The 17,262-nt window shown below is 70.6% G+C and carries 16 protein-coding genes and 1 pseudogene; 10 read left to right on the top strand and 7 right to left on the bottom strand.

Features of this window, described 5'->3' with window-relative positions:
• Nucleotides 1–391: 391 nt before the first annotated feature.
• The gene (locus AB0E94_RS43500; protein WP_360339290.1) at nucleotides 392–1,504 is read left to right on the top strand and encodes an XRE family transcriptional regulator; all 1,113 of its coding nucleotides are present in this window, start codon (nucleotides 392–394) and stop codon (nucleotides 1,502–1,504) included.
• Nucleotides 1,501–2,700: a hypothetical protein gene (locus AB0E94_RS43495; RefSeq protein WP_360339287.1), complete on the top strand. Its 1,200-nt coding sequence runs from the start codon at nucleotides 1,501–1,503 to the stop codon at nucleotides 2,698–2,700. Before AB0E94_RS43500 ends, AB0E94_RS43495 begins: the two co-directional genes overlap by 4 nt.
• Nucleotides 2,701–2,725: 25 nt before the next feature.
• On the opposite strand, the pseudogene AB0E94_RS43490 reads toward AB0E94_RS43495, so the two are convergent.
• Nucleotides 2,726–3,682 (bottom strand): annotated as a pseudogene (locus AB0E94_RS43490) (MFS transporter); the annotation flags it as partial.
• A 197-nt stretch (nucleotides 3,683–3,879) separates the two neighbouring features.
• Between AB0E94_RS43490 and AB0E94_RS43485 the strand changes: the two are divergent.
• Nucleotides 3,880–4,881: an NAD(P)H-dependent glycerol-3-phosphate dehydrogenase gene (locus AB0E94_RS43485; RefSeq protein ID WP_360339284.1), complete on the top strand. Its 1,002-nt coding sequence runs from the start codon at nucleotides 3,880–3,882 to the stop codon at nucleotides 4,879–4,881.
• Nucleotides 4,882–5,064: 183 nt separating this feature from the next.
• Here AB0E94_RS43485 and AB0E94_RS43480 read toward each other — a convergent pair whose 3' ends face one another.
• Nucleotides 5,065–6,861 (bottom strand): S8 family serine peptidase, encoded by a 1,797-nt coding sequence (locus tag AB0E94_RS43480; protein ID WP_360339281.1) that lies wholly within the window; start codon nucleotides 6,859–6,861, stop codon nucleotides 5,065–5,067.
• A gap of 118 nt (nucleotides 6,862–6,979) precedes the next feature.
• Between AB0E94_RS43480 and AB0E94_RS43475 the strand changes: the two genes are divergently transcribed.
• Together AB0E94_RS43475 and AB0E94_RS43470 are read left to right on the top strand one after the other, a co-directional pair.
• Nucleotides 6,980–7,390, top strand: a complete 411-nt coding sequence (locus AB0E94_RS43475; protein ID WP_360339278.1) for an MmcQ/YjbR family DNA-binding protein — start codon at nucleotides 6,980–6,982, stop codon at nucleotides 7,388–7,390.
• Nucleotides 7,380–8,033: a hypothetical protein gene (locus tag AB0E94_RS43470; RefSeq protein WP_360339275.1), complete on the top strand. Its 654-nt coding sequence runs from the start codon at nucleotides 7,380–7,382 to the stop codon at nucleotides 8,031–8,033. The genes AB0E94_RS43475 and AB0E94_RS43470 overlap by 11 nt, the downstream gene beginning before the upstream one ends.
• 1 nt (nucleotide 8,034) lies before the next feature.
• Here AB0E94_RS43470 and AB0E94_RS43465 read toward each other — a convergent pair whose 3' ends face one another.
• The 4 genes from AB0E94_RS43465 to AB0E94_RS43450 form a co-directional block, all read right to left on the bottom strand.
• Nucleotides 8,035–8,712, bottom strand: coding sequence for an MmpS family transport accessory protein (locus tag AB0E94_RS43465; protein WP_360339272.1), 678 nt, complete (start codon nucleotides 8,710–8,712; stop codon nucleotides 8,035–8,037).
• 37 nt (nucleotides 8,713–8,749) lie between these two features.
• Nucleotides 8,750–9,349: a YdeI/OmpD-associated family protein gene (locus tag AB0E94_RS43460; protein ID WP_360339269.1), complete on the bottom strand. Its 600-nt coding sequence runs from the start codon at nucleotides 9,347–9,349 to the stop codon at nucleotides 8,750–8,752.
• A gap of 43 nt (nucleotides 9,350–9,392) precedes the next feature.
• Complete coding sequence (locus AB0E94_RS43455; protein WP_360339266.1) at nucleotides 9,393–9,830, bottom strand: chemotaxis protein CheW; 438 nt, start codon at nucleotides 9,828–9,830, stop codon at nucleotides 9,393–9,395.
• A gap of 137 nt (nucleotides 9,831–9,967) precedes the next feature.
• On the bottom strand, nucleotides 9,968–10,870 hold the full coding sequence (locus tag AB0E94_RS43450; protein WP_360339263.1) for an oxidoreductase: 903 nt from the start codon (nucleotides 10,868–10,870) through the stop codon (nucleotides 9,968–9,970).
• Between the two features lie 130 nt (nucleotides 10,871–11,000).
• Between AB0E94_RS43450 and AB0E94_RS43445 the strand changes: the two genes are divergently transcribed.
• Nucleotides 11,001–11,861 carry a helix-turn-helix transcriptional regulator gene (locus AB0E94_RS43445; protein ID WP_360339260.1) on the top strand — a complete coding sequence of 287 codons (861 nt, stop codon included), beginning with the start codon at nucleotides 11,001–11,003 and terminating at the stop codon, nucleotides 11,859–11,861.
• Between the two features lie 108 nt (nucleotides 11,862–11,969).
• On the top strand, nucleotides 11,970–12,326 hold the full coding sequence (locus tag AB0E94_RS43440; RefSeq protein ID WP_360339257.1) for a hypothetical protein: 357 nt from the start codon (nucleotides 11,970–11,972) through the stop codon (nucleotides 12,324–12,326).
• A gap of 140 nt (nucleotides 12,327–12,466) precedes the next feature.
• Here AB0E94_RS43440 and AB0E94_RS43435 read toward each other — a convergent pair whose 3' ends face one another.
• A complete protein-coding gene (locus tag AB0E94_RS43435) occupies nucleotides 12,467–14,035 on the bottom strand; it encodes a pectate lyase (protein WP_360339254.1) in 1,569 nt (522 codons plus the stop codon).
• 178 nt (nucleotides 14,036–14,213) lie between these two features.
• On the opposite strand from AB0E94_RS43435, the gene AB0E94_RS43430 reads away from it, so the two are divergent.
• The 3 genes from AB0E94_RS43430 (at nucleotide 14,214) to AB0E94_RS43420 (ending at nucleotide 17,261) form a co-directional block, all read left to right on the top strand.
• Entirely contained in the window at nucleotides 14,214–14,966 is a 753-nt protein-coding gene (locus tag AB0E94_RS43430) for a hypothetical protein (RefSeq protein ID WP_360339251.1), read from the top strand.
• Nucleotides 14,963–15,532, top strand: a complete 570-nt coding sequence (locus AB0E94_RS43425) for a hypothetical protein (protein ID WP_360339248.1) — start codon at nucleotides 14,963–14,965, stop codon at nucleotides 15,530–15,532. Before AB0E94_RS43430 ends, AB0E94_RS43425 begins: the two co-directional genes overlap by 4 nt.
• Before the next feature lie 211 nt (nucleotides 15,533–15,743).
• Complete coding sequence (locus AB0E94_RS43420) at nucleotides 15,744–17,261, top strand: Re/Si-specific NAD(P)(+) transhydrogenase subunit alpha (RefSeq protein WP_360339245.1); 1,518 nt, start codon at nucleotides 15,744–15,746, stop codon at nucleotides 17,259–17,261.
• Nucleotide 17,262: the final 1 nt, after the last annotated feature.

Below are 17,262 nucleotides of genomic sequence, written 5' to 3'. Positions count from 1 at the left end.
AGATCAGGCCGCGCGTCATCAGTGATGATCGATCGCTCACGGCCTCGCCTGCGGTTCGTCCCCATGGGAGCGATACCATCGAATATGACGATGAGTAATCACGCGGCGTGTGATCGCGGCCCGGCGAACATGAAAAGGTCCCGCGGCCGCCCCCCTCGGCTTCCGCGGGACCCAGTCGGTGTTGTTGCCGCAACACCGGAACTTCAGGTTCTTCAATGAAGTTCAGGTTAGGTGCCTGTAGTTGGATGAAGCAAGGTTGAGTCTCGGTTTCACTCACGCTCCAGCACGGTGTTCCGCATTGAGCGCAGAGTTTCCGGTTACCTACTGGTCGTAGGGGAAGCGCTTCCCCTAGGCTCTACGGATTGTCTGAAGTTCAGTGAAGGATTCACTCATGCAGCCGGGAGTGCCCGAAAGCGCGCGCCTCGCTCGGCGTCTGCGCAGCTTGCGGACCGAGCACTGGCCGGACCTGAAGGTCACACAGCTCCAGATCGCCGAGGCGCTCGGCGGGGAGCACGGTCCGCTGAGCCTGTCGCTGATCTCCTCGTGGGAGTCGACCCGCAATCCGGCGCTGCCACCGGCGAGCCGGCTTGCCGGATATGCGATGTTCTTCGCCACCCGCCGAACGGTGGAGGCCAGCCCGGCCCGGCTGCTCGGTGAGCACGACCTGACCGAGGACGAACGGCACGAGCGGGACCGGCTGCACGCCGAGCTGTTCGAGATGCGCTTCGTCGACGGCGGGTCCACCGAGCTGGACCCGCCCGGCTCGTCGCAGTCCGGCGCGGCCTCCGGCGTGGTCGGCAGCGGCACCTGGTTCTTCCCGGACCACCGGCCGATCGTCATCGTCAGCGGGAGCCTGCCCCGGCGGATCCGGGAGCGGATGCCGTTCACCGACACCAAGGACCCCGACTACGTCCGCTCCTACAGCCTGGCCGACCTCGACGCGCTGCTCGAGGTGCACGGGCACATCCGGGCGGTGAACCCGGAGACCGAGGTCCGGATCTGCCGGTCCGAGGAGATGGAGGAGGACGACTTCACCTCCCATCTCGTGCTGATCGGCGGCGTCGACTGGAACGCGGTGAACCGCGACATCGTCCGGCGGCTCGGTCTGCCGGTCCGCCAGCAGGCCCGGCCGCACGACGACGACCCCGGCTTCTTCACGGCGGGCGAGGGAGGGGTCTTCGAGCCACTGCTCGATACGTCGAACGGAATGCTGCTGGAGGACGTCGCGCACTTCTTCCGTGGGAAAAGCCCGTACAACTCTCGACGAACAGTGACATTGTGTAATGGCATGTACGGGCGCGGAACGTATGGCGCGGTCCGCGCGTTGACCGATGCGAAGTTCCGGGATCGAAACGAGAATTTCATCCGGCGGCGCTTCCCGGACGCTTCCGCGTTCAGCATCCTGATGCGCGTCCGGATCAACCCGAACGGAACCGTGGTGACGCCCGACTGGACGCAGGATGATGAACGGCTGCACGAGTGGCCGTCCGTGATCGAGGCATGAGCCGGGTCGGTCACCACAACTCCCACCGCGGCCTGATCCAGGCGCCCGGGCCGGTCGACGGCCGTGCCCCGGTCGACGCGATCATCGTCCCCAGCAGCCGCCCCGAGTTCGCGCTCGTCGAGGCCGGCCGTCTGGCCGCTGTTCTGGACGCCACCCTGCTGGTGCTGTGCAGCGGGTGGTCCCGGGCCCGTGCCGTGCCGGACCGGCTCGCGCGCCTGTCGACGCTCCAGGTGGTCGCGGTCGACTTCCCGGCGGCCGGGGCGCCATACCTGCCGGTTCTGGAGACGTCGACCGTGCTCGGCCGGTCGCACCTGCAACGCAAGGCCGACACCAGCGCCAAACGCAACCTCGGGCTGGCGCTGGCCCGGATGTCCGGGTGGCACAACGTGGTCTTCCTCGACGACGACATCGTCGTGCCGGACGCGGCCGACCTGGAACGGGCGGCCGCGCTGCTCGACGTGCACGACGGCGTCGGCCTGCGGCTGGGCGGCTTCCCGGACAACTCGGTCGTCTGTCACGCCAACCGGGAGACCGGCGAGAAGCAGGACACCTTCGTCGGCGGGGGCGCCCTGGCGGTGCCGGCCGGCCGGATCGACTCGTTCTTCCCGGAGATCTACAACGAGGACTGGTTCTTCCTGCTCGGTGACACCGCGTTGCGACCGGTCAGTCAGGTCGGCCACGCGCTGCAACGCTCGTACGACCCGTTCTCCGACCCGGACCGGGCCCGTGCCGAGGAGTTCGGCGACGTGCTGGCCGAGGGGATCTTCGCCCGGCTCGACCAGCGCCAGCCGATCGCCGCGGAGACCGGCTACTGGGGTGACTTCCTCGCGGCGCGGCTCGGCCTGATCGAACGGATCGAGAAACGGATCGGCCCGGACACGCCGAAAGGCGTCGCGATGCGGCGGGCGCTGCACGCGGCCAAGGGCCGGCTGCGGTCCATCCGGCCGATCGACTGTGTCCGCTACATCGAGGCCTGGCAGAACGACCGCAAGACCTGGCGCGACTTCATCGGCGACCTCGCGCCGAACGTCGGGCTCGACACCGCGGTGGGCGCCTTCGGCCTGCGCAGCTTCACGTCGGAGCCTCGGGGTCGGCGCCGGTCAAAGCCGGAGCGAACAGCGCCACGGCCAGCACTAGCGGCAACATTGCCGCAATCGCCGACTCCAGCCCGGCGGAGTGCGCCAGCCGTCCGATGACGAATGGGCCGGCCACGCTGGCGCTGTACCCGACGGCGGTCATCGTCGCGACCGCCGACGGCGCGGCGAGGTTGCCGGTCGCGCTCAGGGCGGCCGGGAACACCCAGCAGATCCCCACGCCCCAGCCCAGCGCCCCCAGGTGCAGCCACGACCCGGTGGGCCCGGCGACGACCAGGACGATGCTCAGGCCGGTGACCACCGCGCCGGTGCGGACCAGGCCCACCGCGCCGAAGTGCCGGTGCGGGCGGTCCGCGATCAGCCGGCCGGCCGCCATCGCGGACACGAACACGGTGTACCAGAGGGCGGCTCCGGCGTGGCTCAGCTGCCGTTCCTGGTGCAGGTAGACGGCCAGCCAGTCACCGGCGGCGCCCTCCACCACGGCGCCGCAGAACAGCAGCGTGCCGATCGCCGCCAGCCGCCGCACCGGTGACCGGCGGGCCGTGCCCATGGCGTCCGGCGGGCCGGTCTTCGGCTCCCCGAACGCGGAGACGCCGGCGGCACAGAGCGCGGCGGTGCCCAGCAGGACCACCGACAGATGCGGGAGCAGGCCGATCGACAGCGCCGCGGCGGCCGCGCCCAACCCGGCGGCGGCCATGCTGCCGATGCTCCACCAGCCGTGGCAGCGGCTCATCAGGTGTGTGCCGTGATCCCGTTCCAGGGCGGACGCCTGCATGTTCATGCCGGCGTCCCAGATCCCGCCGCCGACGCCGATGGCGAGCATCGCCGCGGTCAGCGCCGCCGGCGAATCCGCCACCGCGATCATCAGCAGGGCCGACATGGTCAGCGCGAACCCGGCGGTGACGACCGGCCGGTGACCGAGGCGGGTGGCGGCGAACCCGGTCAGCGCCATCGCGGCGAGCGTGCCGACACCCAGCATGGCCAGGCCGGCGCTCAGGCGTACGACATCGGTGTGGGTTTGATCGAGAATCGCGGGAAGCCGGGACATCCAGGAGGCCTGCGTCGCACCACTGCCGGCGAACACGAGACTGATGGCCCGAGTCGGCCGCACTGGTCACCCCCGCCGATGACTGTACTGGCGAGTATCGCTCCACGTCGATCCGTTGCGGGATGGGAAACAGGCTATCCTCCTAGGATGCTGTAGCGGGTGTGAGTGCGGTCGTATTCTCAACTCGCGCCGCGGTCCACCGTCGCCGGCGCCTGCCTACGGAAGGGCGAATCATGCGGATCACCGTGCTGGGTGCCGGGTCGTGGGGGACCACGGTCGCTTCTGTCCTCACCCGCCGGGATCATGAGTCGCTCATCTGGGCGCGAAATCCGGAGACCGCTGAGGAGATCAACGCCAAACACGTCAACGAGCGCTACCTGGCCGGCTTCCCGCTGCCGAACCGGCTCCGGGCGACCTCCGACCTGGCCGAAGCCGCCGCGCACGCCGAGCTGCTCGTCGTCGGGGTGCCGACCGGGGCGTTCCGGGACACCCTCGTTCAGGTCCGGCCGTCGCTGCACCCGTGGATCCCGGTGGTCAGCCTCAGCAAAGGCCTCGAACGGGACTCGCTGCTGCGGATGACCGAGGTGATCAAGGAGGTGCTGCCGGGACATCCGGCGGCCGCGCTCACCGGGCCCAACCTGGCCAAGGAGATCATGGCCGGGATGGCGGCCGCCACCGTCATCGCGACCGAGGACCTGACCGTCGCCAGCGAGATCCAGCGGGTGTTCCGGCGCGGGCTGCTGCGCGTCTACACCAACCACGACGTGATCGGCTGCGAGGTCGGCGGAGCGCTGAAGAACGTCGTCGCCATCGCCACCGGCATCGCCCAGGGGCTCGGCGTCGGCGACAACACCCGGGCCGGGGTGATCTCCCGCGGGCTGGCCGAACTCACCACGCTCGCGGTCGCGATGGGCGGCGAGCCGAGCACGCTCGCCGGGCTGGCCGGCATGGGCGACCTGGTGGCGACGTGCATCAGCCCGCACAGCCGTAACCGGCACGTCGGCGAGCAACTCGGCCGGGGCCGGACCCTGGAGGAGATCCTGGCCGAGATGGGCCAGGTGGCCGAGGGCGTCAAGACAGTGCATGCGGCGGTTCAGCTGGCCGACCGGCACGGGCTGGCGATGCCGATCACGCGTACGATCCACCGCGTCATCACCGGTGACATCACGGCGGTGCGCGCGTACGACGGGTTGTTGCGGTCGCATCCGGCGGGCCACGAGTCCGAACCGGGCTGACCGGCGCATCTCGCGTCGGACCGCGCGCCACCACGCTGCCGGGCCCTTCGGTCCGCGTGGCCACCCGCGGTCCGATTCGAGCCGCACGTCACCACGTATCTCGCGGATGTCGCCGGGGGTGGCTGGTGGCGGTAGACGTGATGAAGCGCGGCCGGACGATGTCCGGCCGCGCTCGATCTAGGGTCAGGCCCGGCCGAAGACCTGGGTCCAGTACGGGGTGCCGTCGGCCTTGGTGGCCAGGCCGACGCCGATGGCGATGCTCTGGCAGTTGAGGATGTTGGCCCGGTGTCCGGGGCTGTTCATCCAGCCGGTGACGACGTCCTGCGGAGTGCGGTAGCCGTAGGCGATGTTCTCGCCGGAGGGCGCGGTGTAGCCGGCCCGGCTGGCGCGGGTGACGAAGTTGCTGCCGTCGGAGCCGGTGTGGCTGAAGAAGTTGTTGGTGACCATGTCGGTGCTGTGGGCGCGGGCGGCGGTGGTGAGCCGGTCGTCGGTGCGGGCGGCGGCGCAGCCGTTGGCGGTGCGCTGGGCGTTGGTCAGGGTGATGACCTGCGCCTCGTAGGCGGCGGCGCCGGTCGGGGCGCTGGTGGTCGGCGCGGTGGTGGGCGTCTTGGTCGTCGGGGCCGTGGTGGGGGCCTTGGTGGTGGGTGCGGTGGTGGGCGCCTTGGTTGCCGGCGGCGTGGTCGGCGCGGTGGTCGGGGCCTTGGTCGCCGGTGCGGTGGTGGGGGCCTTGGTGGCCGGGGTGGTCGGGGTCTTGGTCACGGGTGTGGTGGGGGCGGCCGGGGCGATGGCGGCCAGGGCGGCGACCGGGTTGATGCGGCCGTTGCCGAAGTCGTTGTCGAAGCCGGGCGTGCCGAGGTCGGTGGCGGTCTTCTCCAGCGTGGTCTCGATCTGGTCCGGGGTGAGCGCCGGGTTGGCGCTCTTGAGCAGTGCGGCGACCGCCGCGACGTGCGGTGACGCCATCGAGGTGCCGCTCATGGTCTTGTAGCCGCCGCGGCTGGTCGGGTAGGTGCTCAGGATGTTGGTGCCGGGGGCGGCGACGTCGGCGTAGTTGCCGGCGGTGGAGTAGGTGGCGACGCGGTCGTTGGAGTCGGTGGCGGCGACGCCGATGACTCCGGTGTCGGCGGCCGGGTAGGAGGTCGGGCTTCCGGAGGTACGGGAGTTGCCCATCGCGGCGATGACGGTGACGCCCTTGCTGCGGGCGTAGTTGATGGCGTTGGTGACCGCGGTGACCTTCTGGGTCGATCCGAGGGACATGTTGAGGATCTTGGCGCCGTGGTCGGTGGCCCAGATGATGCCTTCGGCGGCGTCGGACATGTTGCCGCTGCCGTTGGCGCCGAGCACCTTGACCGGGAGGATCTTGACGTTGGGGGCCATGCCGGCGATGCCGACGGCGTTGCCGGTGACGGCGGCGATGGTGCCGGCGACGTGGGTGCCGTGGCCGTGGGCGTCGGTGGTGGGGCCGGCGGTGTCGGTGGTGGCGTCGTAGCCGCTGAGCACGTTGGCGGCGAGGTCCGGGTGGCGGGAGTCGACGCCGCTGTCGATGACGGCGACGGTGACGCCGGCGCCTGTCGACTTCTTCCAGGCCTCGTCGGCCTTGAGGGTGGTGAGGCTCCACTGCTGGGTGCGGCTGGGGTCGGTGCCGGTGGGCGCGTCGTAGGCGTACATCGGCGCGTCGACCTCGACGCTCACGGCGTCGTCGGTGCGCTGGCCGTCCTCGACGAGGCGGGTGGCGGCCTGCTTGTCGGTGGCCTCCTTGACGGTGACGACCGGGCGGCCGTCGGCGCCGACGGTGGTGGTGACGACGCGGGCCGGTTTGTCGGCCGAGACGGTGGCCGGGAGCAGCTGGTCGGGGCTGGTGGTCAGGCCGTAGGTGACGGGCTCCCAGCCGGCCGAGCCGGTCGGCAGGGCGACGGCGCCGATGGCGGTGAACACACCGGCCGCGGCGGCGGCGATGACATACCTACGGATCTGAACCTTCAAGATGACGTCCTTCCCCCGAATGACTGACAGGACCCAGATTGCGGGGGAGGGGTTGTGACTTGAGATATCGGCCGGGTGCGCTCCGGTAGCGGTGGTCCGGGGCGTTAGGGTCGGGGTCGTGTCGGCGCCTGGGGACGTGTCACCGGAGATTCTGGAGCGGTTGCGGCCGATCTGTGGCGGGCTGCCGGAGACGTATGAGGAGCCGGCGTGGATCGGTGTGCGGTGGCGGATCCGGGCGCGGACGGTGGCGCACGTGTATACGCCGGAGCCGGGCCGGCATCGGGTTTATGCGCATCTGACGGGGGCGGCGACGGTGATGACGTTCCGGGCGCCGCTGGAGGATCTGCACGGTCTGACGGCCGGTGGGTTTCCGTTCTTCCGCGCCGGCTGGGGTCGTAATGTCGTCGCGGTGGTGCTGGGGGAGCACACCGACTGGGTGGAGATCGCTGAGCTGGTGACCGACAGTTATTGCGAGATGGCCCCGAAATTCCTGGTCCGGCGGGTGGTGGAGGAGAGGCATGTTCGTTGAGGGTGAGCCGCGGCCGGTGTGGGAGCGGGTGCCGGTGGAGGCGGCGGGTCACGACCTCGGTGAGATCAGCCAGGACAGTGTGTATCTGGAGGATCTGTACGGTGCGGAGCCGGAGTATCTGTTCGTCCATCGTGGTGATGTGACGGTCGACGGGCCGCTGGTCGCCGAGGACGACTGGGGTGACGAGATCAGCACGCTGTATGTCGTCGAGGGTGACCTGACCGTGAACGGTCCGGCGGTGTTCCGCAACATGGACAGCAACACGGCGTTGTATGTGACCGGGTCCATGCGGGTGCGGGATCTGGCGTGTTTCTGGCATGGGCAGTTGTTCGTCGGTGGCGCGCTGGTGGTGGCGGGGTTGTTGTTCACCGATTTCGATGATGCGGGGCATCTGGTGGCGCACGGTCCGGTGACGGCTGGGGCGTGGATCGAGGCCGGTGGGCGGGGTGCGATCTATTTTCCCGAGGTGCCGGGTGGGCGGCTGATCGGGGCGGCCGGCAACCCGTATTTCGGTGCGGGTGTGGTGGTGGAGGAGTTCGCGGACGCCGTGGTCGCCGAGTTCCTCGACGAGCACGGCCGTCCGGTGCGGGATGCGGTGGAGAAGGCGCTGCTGGAGGGGCGGTCGCCGGTCCGGGCCGGGTGAGTCAGGCCGATCCGCTGCACAGGGCGGAGGCGTAGCGGCCTTCAGCGGTGGTGCTGGCGAGTACCTTGCCGTCGACGGTGATGGTGCAGGTCATGGGTCCGGCGTCGCCGCCGCCTTTGCGCTGGGCGTCGAGGATGAGTGGTTTGCGCTGGTCGCCGGCGGTGAAGGTGGTGCGCCAGGGCAGTGGGATGCCGTTGCGGCGGATGATCTGGCCGTCCTGGTCGGTGTAGGCGATGCTGCCGGTGTTCTTGGCGCCGCTGGCGGTGATCTCGTAGACGACCTGTAGTGCTGCGGGTGTGGGCGAGGGCGCGGCTGAGGTGGTGGCCGGCGGGTTGGCTGCGGGCTGGACCGCGGTGGTGGTCTTGGCAGCGGTCGGGCGGGGCCCGGCGGTGTTGCTGTCGTTGTCGTCGTCGGATCCGAACTGGTCGATGGCGAGGCGTCCGGCGATCAGCACCGCGATGACGGCGAGGACCGCGACGAGCAGGCGGCGGCCCCGGCGGCGGCCGGGGCGGGGCTGCTGGTACCAGTCGGGGTACGGCGCCATCTTCGTGACGTCCGGTGGTGGGGGTGTGGGGGCGTCGCTGAAGGCGGAGGTGGGCGCCTCGGTCAGCCAGGGGTCGGCGGGGGAGGTGCGCCGTGCTTCGTCCTGGGTGGAACCGTCGTCATCGAGACTGGTCACGCTGTTGAGGCTAGGCCCGGCGTGCAACGGCGAGGGGTCAGGGCGCCGGGCGGGCTTTCTGCGGGTAGATGGTCTCGTGGCGGGCCAGCATGGCGACGTACTCGCCGATCTTGCGTTCGCGGGTCTCGGCGCGTTTGACCGCGTTGAGCCGGTGGACGAACGCGACCAGGTTGGTGCGGGTGAGCACGTCGAACATCGCCTGGGCGGCCGGGACGGCGGCGATCGCGGCGGCGAGATCGTCGGGGACGACGGTCTCCGACACCGGGGGGTAGGCGGCGGCCCACCGGCCGTCGGCTTTTGCGGCGTCGACGGCGGCGCGGCCGGCCGGGTACATCAGGCCGGCCGCTTCGAGGCGGGTGATGTGTTCGACGTTGCGCTGGGACCAGGAGCTGCGGGCGCGGCGCGGGGTGTAGCGGATCCAGGAGGACTGTTCGTCGCGGCGGCGGGCCTGGCCGTCGATCCAGCCGAAGCAGAGTGCCTCGTCGACGGCCTGTTGCCAGGTGAGGGTGGTGACCGTGCCGCCTTTCTTGGTCAGTGCCAGCCACACCCCGTCGGAGGTTTCGTGGTTGTCGAGCAGCCAGGCGCGCAGTGCCGCGGCGTCGGTGACGATCAGTTCGTCGAGTTCGGCCTTCCCCATAGCGGGCAGGTTAGCGCCCTCGGGCCGGGCGGTGGGTGGCGTGTCAGGCGGGGACGCGTGAGGTGTTCACGCATTCGGCGACGTCCAGCACCAGCAGCAGCCTGCCTTCGATCTTGTACGCGCCGGTGACCAGCGCGCGGGATGGGCCGGTCAGGGTCGCCGGTGGCTCCTCGAACAGCTGCTCGTCGAGGTAGGCGACCTGTCCGATACGGTCCACGAGCAGGCTCACCGGCTCGCCGGCGTACCTGACGATGACGTTCATGACCAGGCCGGACATGTCTCGGCGCGGCAGCCCGAACTGTACCCGCAGGTCGACTGCGGCGATCACCTGTCCGCGCAGGTTGAACAGGCCGCCGACGGCGTTCGGGGCCATCGGGACCGGCGTGTACTCGCTGTACGACAGGACTTCCTGGACGGCGTCGACGTCCACGCCGAAGAACTGGCCGGCGACCTCGAAGGTGACGAACTGGCGACTCGACATGCGCAACTCCTGGGATGGTGCCCGCCGAGGGCCGGGTGGCGACGGATCATCTGGAATATCGGACGGACGGGCACCCGGCCAAGGAATCCGGCGGATCCTTCTGGGAGTTGGGCATCGCGGTGCCAGTGGTGGCGCAGCTACGGCGCCGTGTTCAGGTAGGTGACGCCGGTCAGGTTCTCGGCGGCCGCCCACAGCCGGCGCCCGACGGCCGGGTCGGCGGCCTCGCGGCTGAGTTTGGCGTCGGCGACCGGGCCGCGGGTTTCGGCGAGCCCGGCCGGGCCGAGGAACGTGCCGCCGCCGATGCCGGGCCGGGTGGCGGCCCGCAGTTGTGGGAGCGCGCCCTGTTCGACCGGCTGGGTGGCGAGCAGCCCGAGCCGGGCGATCAGCTGTCCGGCGCGGCCGCGGTGCTGCCAGGCGCGTGGGGTGAGGTTGGTGCGGGTGAGGCCGGGGTGGGCCAGCACCGAGATCACCGGGGAGGCGGTGGCGCGCAGGCGGCGGTCCAGTTCGACGCCGAAGACGGTGGTGGCGAGTTTGGATCGGCCGTAGGCGGTGGACGCGCGGTAGCGGTGTTCGAACATCAGGTCGCCGAAGTCGAGGTGGGCGTTGCGGTGGGTGATCGAGCTGAGGCTGACCACCCGGGCCGCCGGGGCCTTGGCCAGGGTGTCCAGGAGCAGGCCGGTGAGGGCGAAGTGGCCGAGCATGTTGGTGGCCAGGTGCAGTTCGTGTCCGTCGGCGGAGGTGTGGCGGGGGCCGAGCAGCACTGTTCCGGCGTTGTTGATCAGCAGGTCGATCGTGGGGTGGTCGGCGTTCAGGTGGGCGGCGAACGTGCGTACCGAATCAAGGTCGGCGAGGTCCAGGGCGCGGACCTCGACCGGGCCGCCGATCCGCCTGGCCGCGTCGTGTCCGGCGGCGGTGTCGCGGACCGCGAGGATCACGTGGGCGCCGTGGTGGGCCAGTTCGGTGGCGGTGACCAGGCCGAGGCCCGAGTTGGCGCCGGTCACCACGGCGGTCCGGCCGGTCAGGTCGGGAATGCGGTCCATGTGCTGCTCCCAGGTCGTCGGTGCGGTGCGGCGATGACGCTACGAGCGGAAGCGGGCGTGTCGGTCGTACCCGCTTGCCTAGGTCTGGGCGACCTACCTTCGGCGGGCGAGGTGGCGGCACACTGGTGGGATGACCCATCCGTACGCCCGTGAGCTGGGCGATTTCCTACGGGCCCGGCGCGCCCGGGTGCGGCCCGCCGACGTCGGCCTGGAGCCGGGCGGCCGCCGTAAGGTGGCCGGGCTGCGGCGTGAGGAACTGGCTCTGCTGGCCGGTCTGAGCACCGACTACTACCAGCGGATGGAACAGGGCCGGGAGGTGCGGCCGTCGGATGACGTGCTGGACGCGATCGCCGGTGCGCTGGGGCTCGACGAGGATGAGCGGCGGCATCTGTTCACGCTGGCCCGGGCGGCTCGTCGGCCGGTGCCGGCGCGGGCCGACCCCGGTCCGGAGCGGGTGCCGGACAGCACCCGCCGGCTGCTGCGGGTGATGGACACCCCGGCTGTGGTGCTGGGCCGGCATCTGGATCTGCTGGACTGGAACCCGATGGCTGAGGCGCTGCTCGGTGACCCGGCCGGTCGTCCGGCGGACCGGCTGAACATGCTGCTGCTGATGTTCGACGACGACCGCACCGGTGGCCGGACGTGCCCGGACTGGGAGCAGCAGGCGCTGGATTACATCGGCATGATGCGGGCCGCTGTGGCGACCGATCCGGCGCATCCGCGGGCCACCGCGATCGTCGGGGAGCTGAGCATCCGCAGTGCCGAGTTCCGGCGGCTGTGGGCGCGCCACGATGTGCGGGTGCAGGTCAGTGGGCGTAAGACGTTCCGGGTGCCGGAGGTCGGTGACATCGTGCTGGATTGGGACAGCTATCCGCTGCCGGGCAGTCCGGGGCCGGTGATGCTGGTGTGGACGGCGGAGCCGGGCAGCCCCGGCGCGGACCGACTGCGGCTGCTGGCGTCGTTGCAGGCGACCCGGGCCGCCGGCCGGTGAAAGACACGCGGCTGGTGAAAGACAGGCGGCCCGGTGCCGGTGGGTGACTGGACAGCCGGCGGCCGGTGAGTGACCGGCGGCCCGCCGCTGTCCATTACTGTCGGCGGCATGAGCGGTCGATATTCCGAGGAACAACATCCCACAGTGGACCGTCTCGAGCTGCTTCGCCGGTGGTGGCGGCTGCCGGCCGTGACCCGGCGTGAGGTGCGCCGGCTGAGCCGTGCGGGCCGGCGTCACCCCGATCCGCAGGTCGCGTGGGTGGCCTGGCAGTGGGCGGAGACCGTGCTGCCGGTCGGGGCGCCCGAGCCCGGCCGGTGGCGCAACGCGGTCAGCGCCTGCTTCTTCTGGCTGCTGATCCTGGTCGATCTGGTGGCCGCCGCCGACCCGGCCGACGCGCCGCAGCCTCGCTGGCTGGACCGTCGGCGGGCCCGCCGAATCCTGCGCCTGGGCCCGCCGGTGGACTGAACCGGGGCCGCAAACGCCCTGCCGGCAGACGGAACCGGGTCGCGGAACGAGCCCGCCGGTGGACTGAACCCGGTCGTGGGATGGGCCCGCCCGGGCCGGCGGACGGGCCGGCCCGGGCGGGGCGGAGAGGTGGTGCTGGATCAGGAGGCGAACGTCTGGAACTCGGCGATCTTCGGGGTGCCGGACGAGCTGGTGATCTTGAAGGTGATCTTCGTGGTCGAGGTGGCCGCGAAGGTCTTCACCCCGCCGCCGGTGCCCGACGCCAGGACCGCGCCGGTGGCGCCGTTGAGGATCTGGACGTTGCCGATCGACGAGCCGGACGCCTCGACAATGTTGATCTTCGAGACGGTGACCGCCGAACCCCACTTGATGGAGATGTCGCCGGTCGCGCCGCTCGGCGACCAGATGGTGGTGAGGCTGCCGTCGCGGACGTTGCCGTAGCTGGTGCCGCTGGCCTTGCTGGATCCGTCGGCGCCGGCGCCGGAGGCGAGGCTCAGGTTGGTGCCGGTCGGCGTGCTGGTGCTGGGCGACGGCGACACCGAGGTCGACGGCGAGGCGCTGGCCGACGCCGACGCGGACGGTGAGGTGGTCGGGCCGGTGGTGACCGAGCAACTGCCGGTCGACACGGCCAGGCCCTTGCCGGCGCCGGCGGTCGCGGCGACCACCGACGGCACGCACGAGGCGGCGTCGAGGGTGAACGCGTACGGGATGCTCACCGTCGTGGTCGAGGCCATCGCCGGACCGGCCGGGTTGTTGTCCGTGCCGGCCGCCGACCAGGTCACGTTGTCCAGGATGTTGCCGGAGGTCTGCCAGTAGCCGGCGGCGTCGGTGTAGAAGGTACCGAGGACGTCCTTCGAGTTCTGGAAGTAGTTGTTGTCCACCTTCGCCTTCGCCCCGGCGCGGGAGTTGATGCCGGACTCGTTGAGGCTGACGTAGTGGTTGTTGTAGATGTGCGCGACCCCGCCGCGCAGCAACGGCGTACGGGAGTCGATGTTCTCGTACTTGTTGTGGTGGAACGTGATGTTGCTGTTGCCGGTGTCGGACTCGCTGGAGCCGATCAGGCCGCCCCGGCCGGAGTTGCGCAGGATCGCGTAGGACAGCGTCACGTACTCGGTGTCGTCCTTCATGTCGAACAGCCCGTCGAAGCCCTCCGACTCGCCGCCGGACGCCTCCAGGGTGACGTGGTCGACCCAGATGTTGCGGACCGTGCTCTCCATGCCGATGGCGTCGCCGCCGTTGGAGGTCGGTGAGCCGGACTTCTTGACGTTCTTGACCGTCACGTTCTGGATGATGATGTTGCTGGAGTCGCGGATGTGGATGCCCAGCTGGTCGAACGTGGCCCCGGCGCCGACACCGATGATGGTGACGTTGCTGATCTCCTTGAGCTCGATCTTGTCGGCGGCGGTGTTGCAGCTGTCGCCGGACACCTTGGTGGTGTTGCCGTGGTTGATCGTGCCTTCGACCTGGATGATGATCGGCGTGTTGCTGGCCGCCCGGGTGCACAGCGCATTGTGGATCTGGGTGCCGGTGGTGGCCTTGACGGTGGTCCCACCCGCGCCGCCGGTGGTCCCGCCGTTCTGGGTGGCGAAACCGGTGACGCCACCGGTGGCGGCCGATGCCTCGTGCTGGGGCAGGCCCAGGGCGATCGCCCCGGCCAGTCCGGCGACGCCGGCCACAGCGGAGAGTCGCAGAACGACTGATCGTCTCATCTTCGATTCACCTGTTTTCTCAGCGCGCAGTCGGGATGCGCGCATGGGGGATGGCGCGGTGGCCGGTAAAGGGGATGACCACCGCTAGGTGCAGGAAAGCGCTTTCCTCCTGCCTGGTTACGCAGAATAGAGCGACTGCGGTGAATGAGGCAAGCGCTCACCGCCTAAGGTGCCGGGCATGCTCCGCAGAATCCTCACCGCGCTCACCGTCGCGGCGCTCGGCGCCGCGGCCGGCGCGTGGCTGGCCTGGCGCGACCCGGCCGCGCTGCCCACCGACGAGCAGGCCCGGGCGCTGGTCACGGCCGCGACGTCCGAGACCCCGGCGGCCTACGTGGAGCGGTTCGACGCGATCTTCGGTTACGCCTACCCCGAGGACCGCCTGCTGGGCAGCGACGAATACCAGGCCGGGTTCGCGGTGGTCACGATCAACACCAAGGGGGAGTACGCCGCACTGGTCACCCGGTCGAGAGGAGGTTTCGACGCGCTCGGCTGGCGAACGGCGGACGATCCGGCAGGTGACGGTGGTTTCGTGGCCCGGCTCGACGGGCTGAAAGTGACCACCTACGGGGCCCATCCGTGCACACCCGGCGATGTGCAGTCCTGCGGCGCGCCACGGTCGTCCGGCCCGTACCCCGCGCTGGCCTTCGAATTCGAACGCACCCGCCCACCGCTCGCCGTCGCGCTGACGGTGACCGGCTGGCTGCTCGGCCTGGCCGCCGGATGGCTGCTCGCGGCCATCGGCCCGGACCGCCGCCTGTGGTGGCACGGCCTGACCCTGACCGCCCCCGCCTCCATCATGGTGACCGCTTTCGCCCTGGCCCCGGGTGACGACCCGGTGTGGGAGGGCTACATGTACCTGCTGCTGCGCCCGCTCGCCGCGACCGGCGCGCTGCTGCTGGCCGTGGCCCTGGTGAAAGGCCGTCGCGCATGATCCGCAGACTTCTCGTCGCGCTGGCGGTGGCCGCGGTGACCATCGCCGCCGGCCGGTCGGCCTGGCTGCTCATCGTCGACCTGCCCACCGAGCAGCAGGCCCGCGCCATCCTCGCCGAGGCCGTTCCTGATCAGCAGGCGGCGATCGCCGACCGGTTCGACCCGACGTTCGGCGCCGGCCACGTGACCATCACGATCAACTATCCCGAGGGCGCGCAGGAGTCCGACCTGGCCGTCCGCGTCGAACAGGGTTTCCAGCGGATGGGCTGGACGACACTCGACGTCGAGCGCACAGGCGACCTCGAAGCGGCCGGTGACGGCCTGACGATGCGCGGCTACAACGCCGACTTCTGCGAACCGCGGCACCCGGAATGGTGTGGCGTCGAGATCGGCAGCAGTGGCCCGTACCCGGCACTGGCCTTCCGTTTCGAAGTGGGTGTCCCGTGGACGCCGCTGAAGATCGCGGGCCTGCTCGCCGGCCTGGCCACGGCCTGGGCGCTGCGCCGGCGCGGCGATGCCCCAGCCGCAGGGGGATCGGCTGGGGCATCGCAGTCCTGGGGCGGCTGAACCGGAATTCGCACGCTCACCATTACCTTCGGCCCGTTCCCAAGCGACTCGATCGCCGATACGGTGCGCGATGGTGACCGTGTGGTTGCCGTGAGACGGTGGTGAGACGCCCCTGGATATTGGCGTACTGGTGGGTAACAATCACCCGGCGTATTGAACCGGCGGCCCTGGCTCGCCGTTTCCATGGTCAACATCTACCGAGGAGTCGACGGTGATCATCGGTGTACTGAGGGACCCGGATCCGGGTGAGCGTCGTGTGGCGGCCACTCCCGCCACCGTGGAGCAGTTGGCCAAACTGGGATATCAGGTAGTGGTGGAGCCCGGCGCCGGTGCCGCGGCCTCCTTCTCCGACGAGGCGTTCGCCGAGGCAGGCGCCGCGATCGGCGACCCACTGACCGCGGACGTCGTGTTCACCATCAACCCACCGGTGCAGCGGCTCGACAAGCTGGCCGAGGGGACCACCCTGATCGGCATGCTCAACCCCCGCCTCGCGCCCGACCTCGTCGAGGACCTCGCGCGGCGGCCGATCACGGCGCTGTCGATGGACGCGGTGCCACGCATCTCCCGGGCCCAGTCACTGGACGTGCTGTCCTCGATGGCCAACATCGCCGGATACCGTGCGGTCGTCGAGGCGGCGCACGCCTTCGGCCGGTTCTTCACCGGGCAGGTCACCGCCGCCGGCAAGGTCCCCCCGGCCAAGGTGCTGGTCGCCGGGGCCGGTGTCGCCGGGCTCGCCGCCATCGGCGCCGCCGGCAGCCTCGGCGCGATCGTGCGGGCCACCGACCCCCGGCCCGAGGTCGCCGACCAGGTCCGCTCGCTGGGCGGCGAATACCTGTCGGTCGAGGCCGCCGACGTCGAGGTCTCCGCCACCGGGTACGCCAAGGAGATGTCCGACGACTACAACGACCGGGCCGCGCGTCTCTACGCCGACCAGGCCCGTGAGGTCGACATCATCATCACCACCGCGCTGATCCCCGGCCGACCCGCGCCGAAACTGATCACCGCCGACATGGTCGCCACCATGAAGGCCGGCAGCGTGATCGTCGACATGGCCGCGGCCAACGGCGGCAACGTCGAGGGCACGGTCGCCGGCGAGGTCGTCGTCACCGCGAACGGCGTCACCATCATCGGCTACACCGACCTGCCCGGCCGGCTGCCCGCCCAGGCCAGCCAGCTCTACGGCACCAACCTGGTCAACCTGATGAAGCTGCTGACCCCGGGCAAGGACGGGCAGCTGGTCCTCGACTTCGACGACGTGGTGCTGCGGTCGATGACCGTGGTCCGCGACGGTGAGCTGACCTGGCCCCCGCCGCCGGTGTCGGTGTCCGCCGCCCCGGCCGCGGTGGCCGAGAAACCGGTCGAGACCACGCCGAAACCGGTCCGCAAGCCGGTCAACCCGCTGCTCGTCACGGGTGCCGGCGCGGCCGCGCTGTTCCTGCTCATCGCTGCCGCCCCGGCCGCGCTGCGCGGCCACCTGACGGTCTTCGCGCTGGCCATCGTGATCGGCTACTACGTGATCGGGCACGTGCACCACGCCCTGCACACCCCGCTCATGTCGGTCACCAACGCGATCTCCGGGATCATCGTCGTCGGCGCGCTGCTCCAGCTCGGCCACGGCGGACCGGTCGTCACCGGGCTCAGTTTCGTGGCGATCCTGCTGGCCAGCATCAACGTCTTCGGTGGCTTCGCGGTGACCCGCCGCATGCTCGCCATGTTCTCGAGGAGCTGAG

The organism is Actinoplanes sp. NPDC026670, assembly GCF_040638175.1.
Taxonomy (GTDB): Bacteria; Actinomycetota; Actinomycetes; order Mycobacteriales; family Micromonosporaceae; genus Actinoplanes.
Note: the sequence above shows the minus strand (reverse complement) of the source record. Positions and strands in the feature narration are given on the sequence as shown.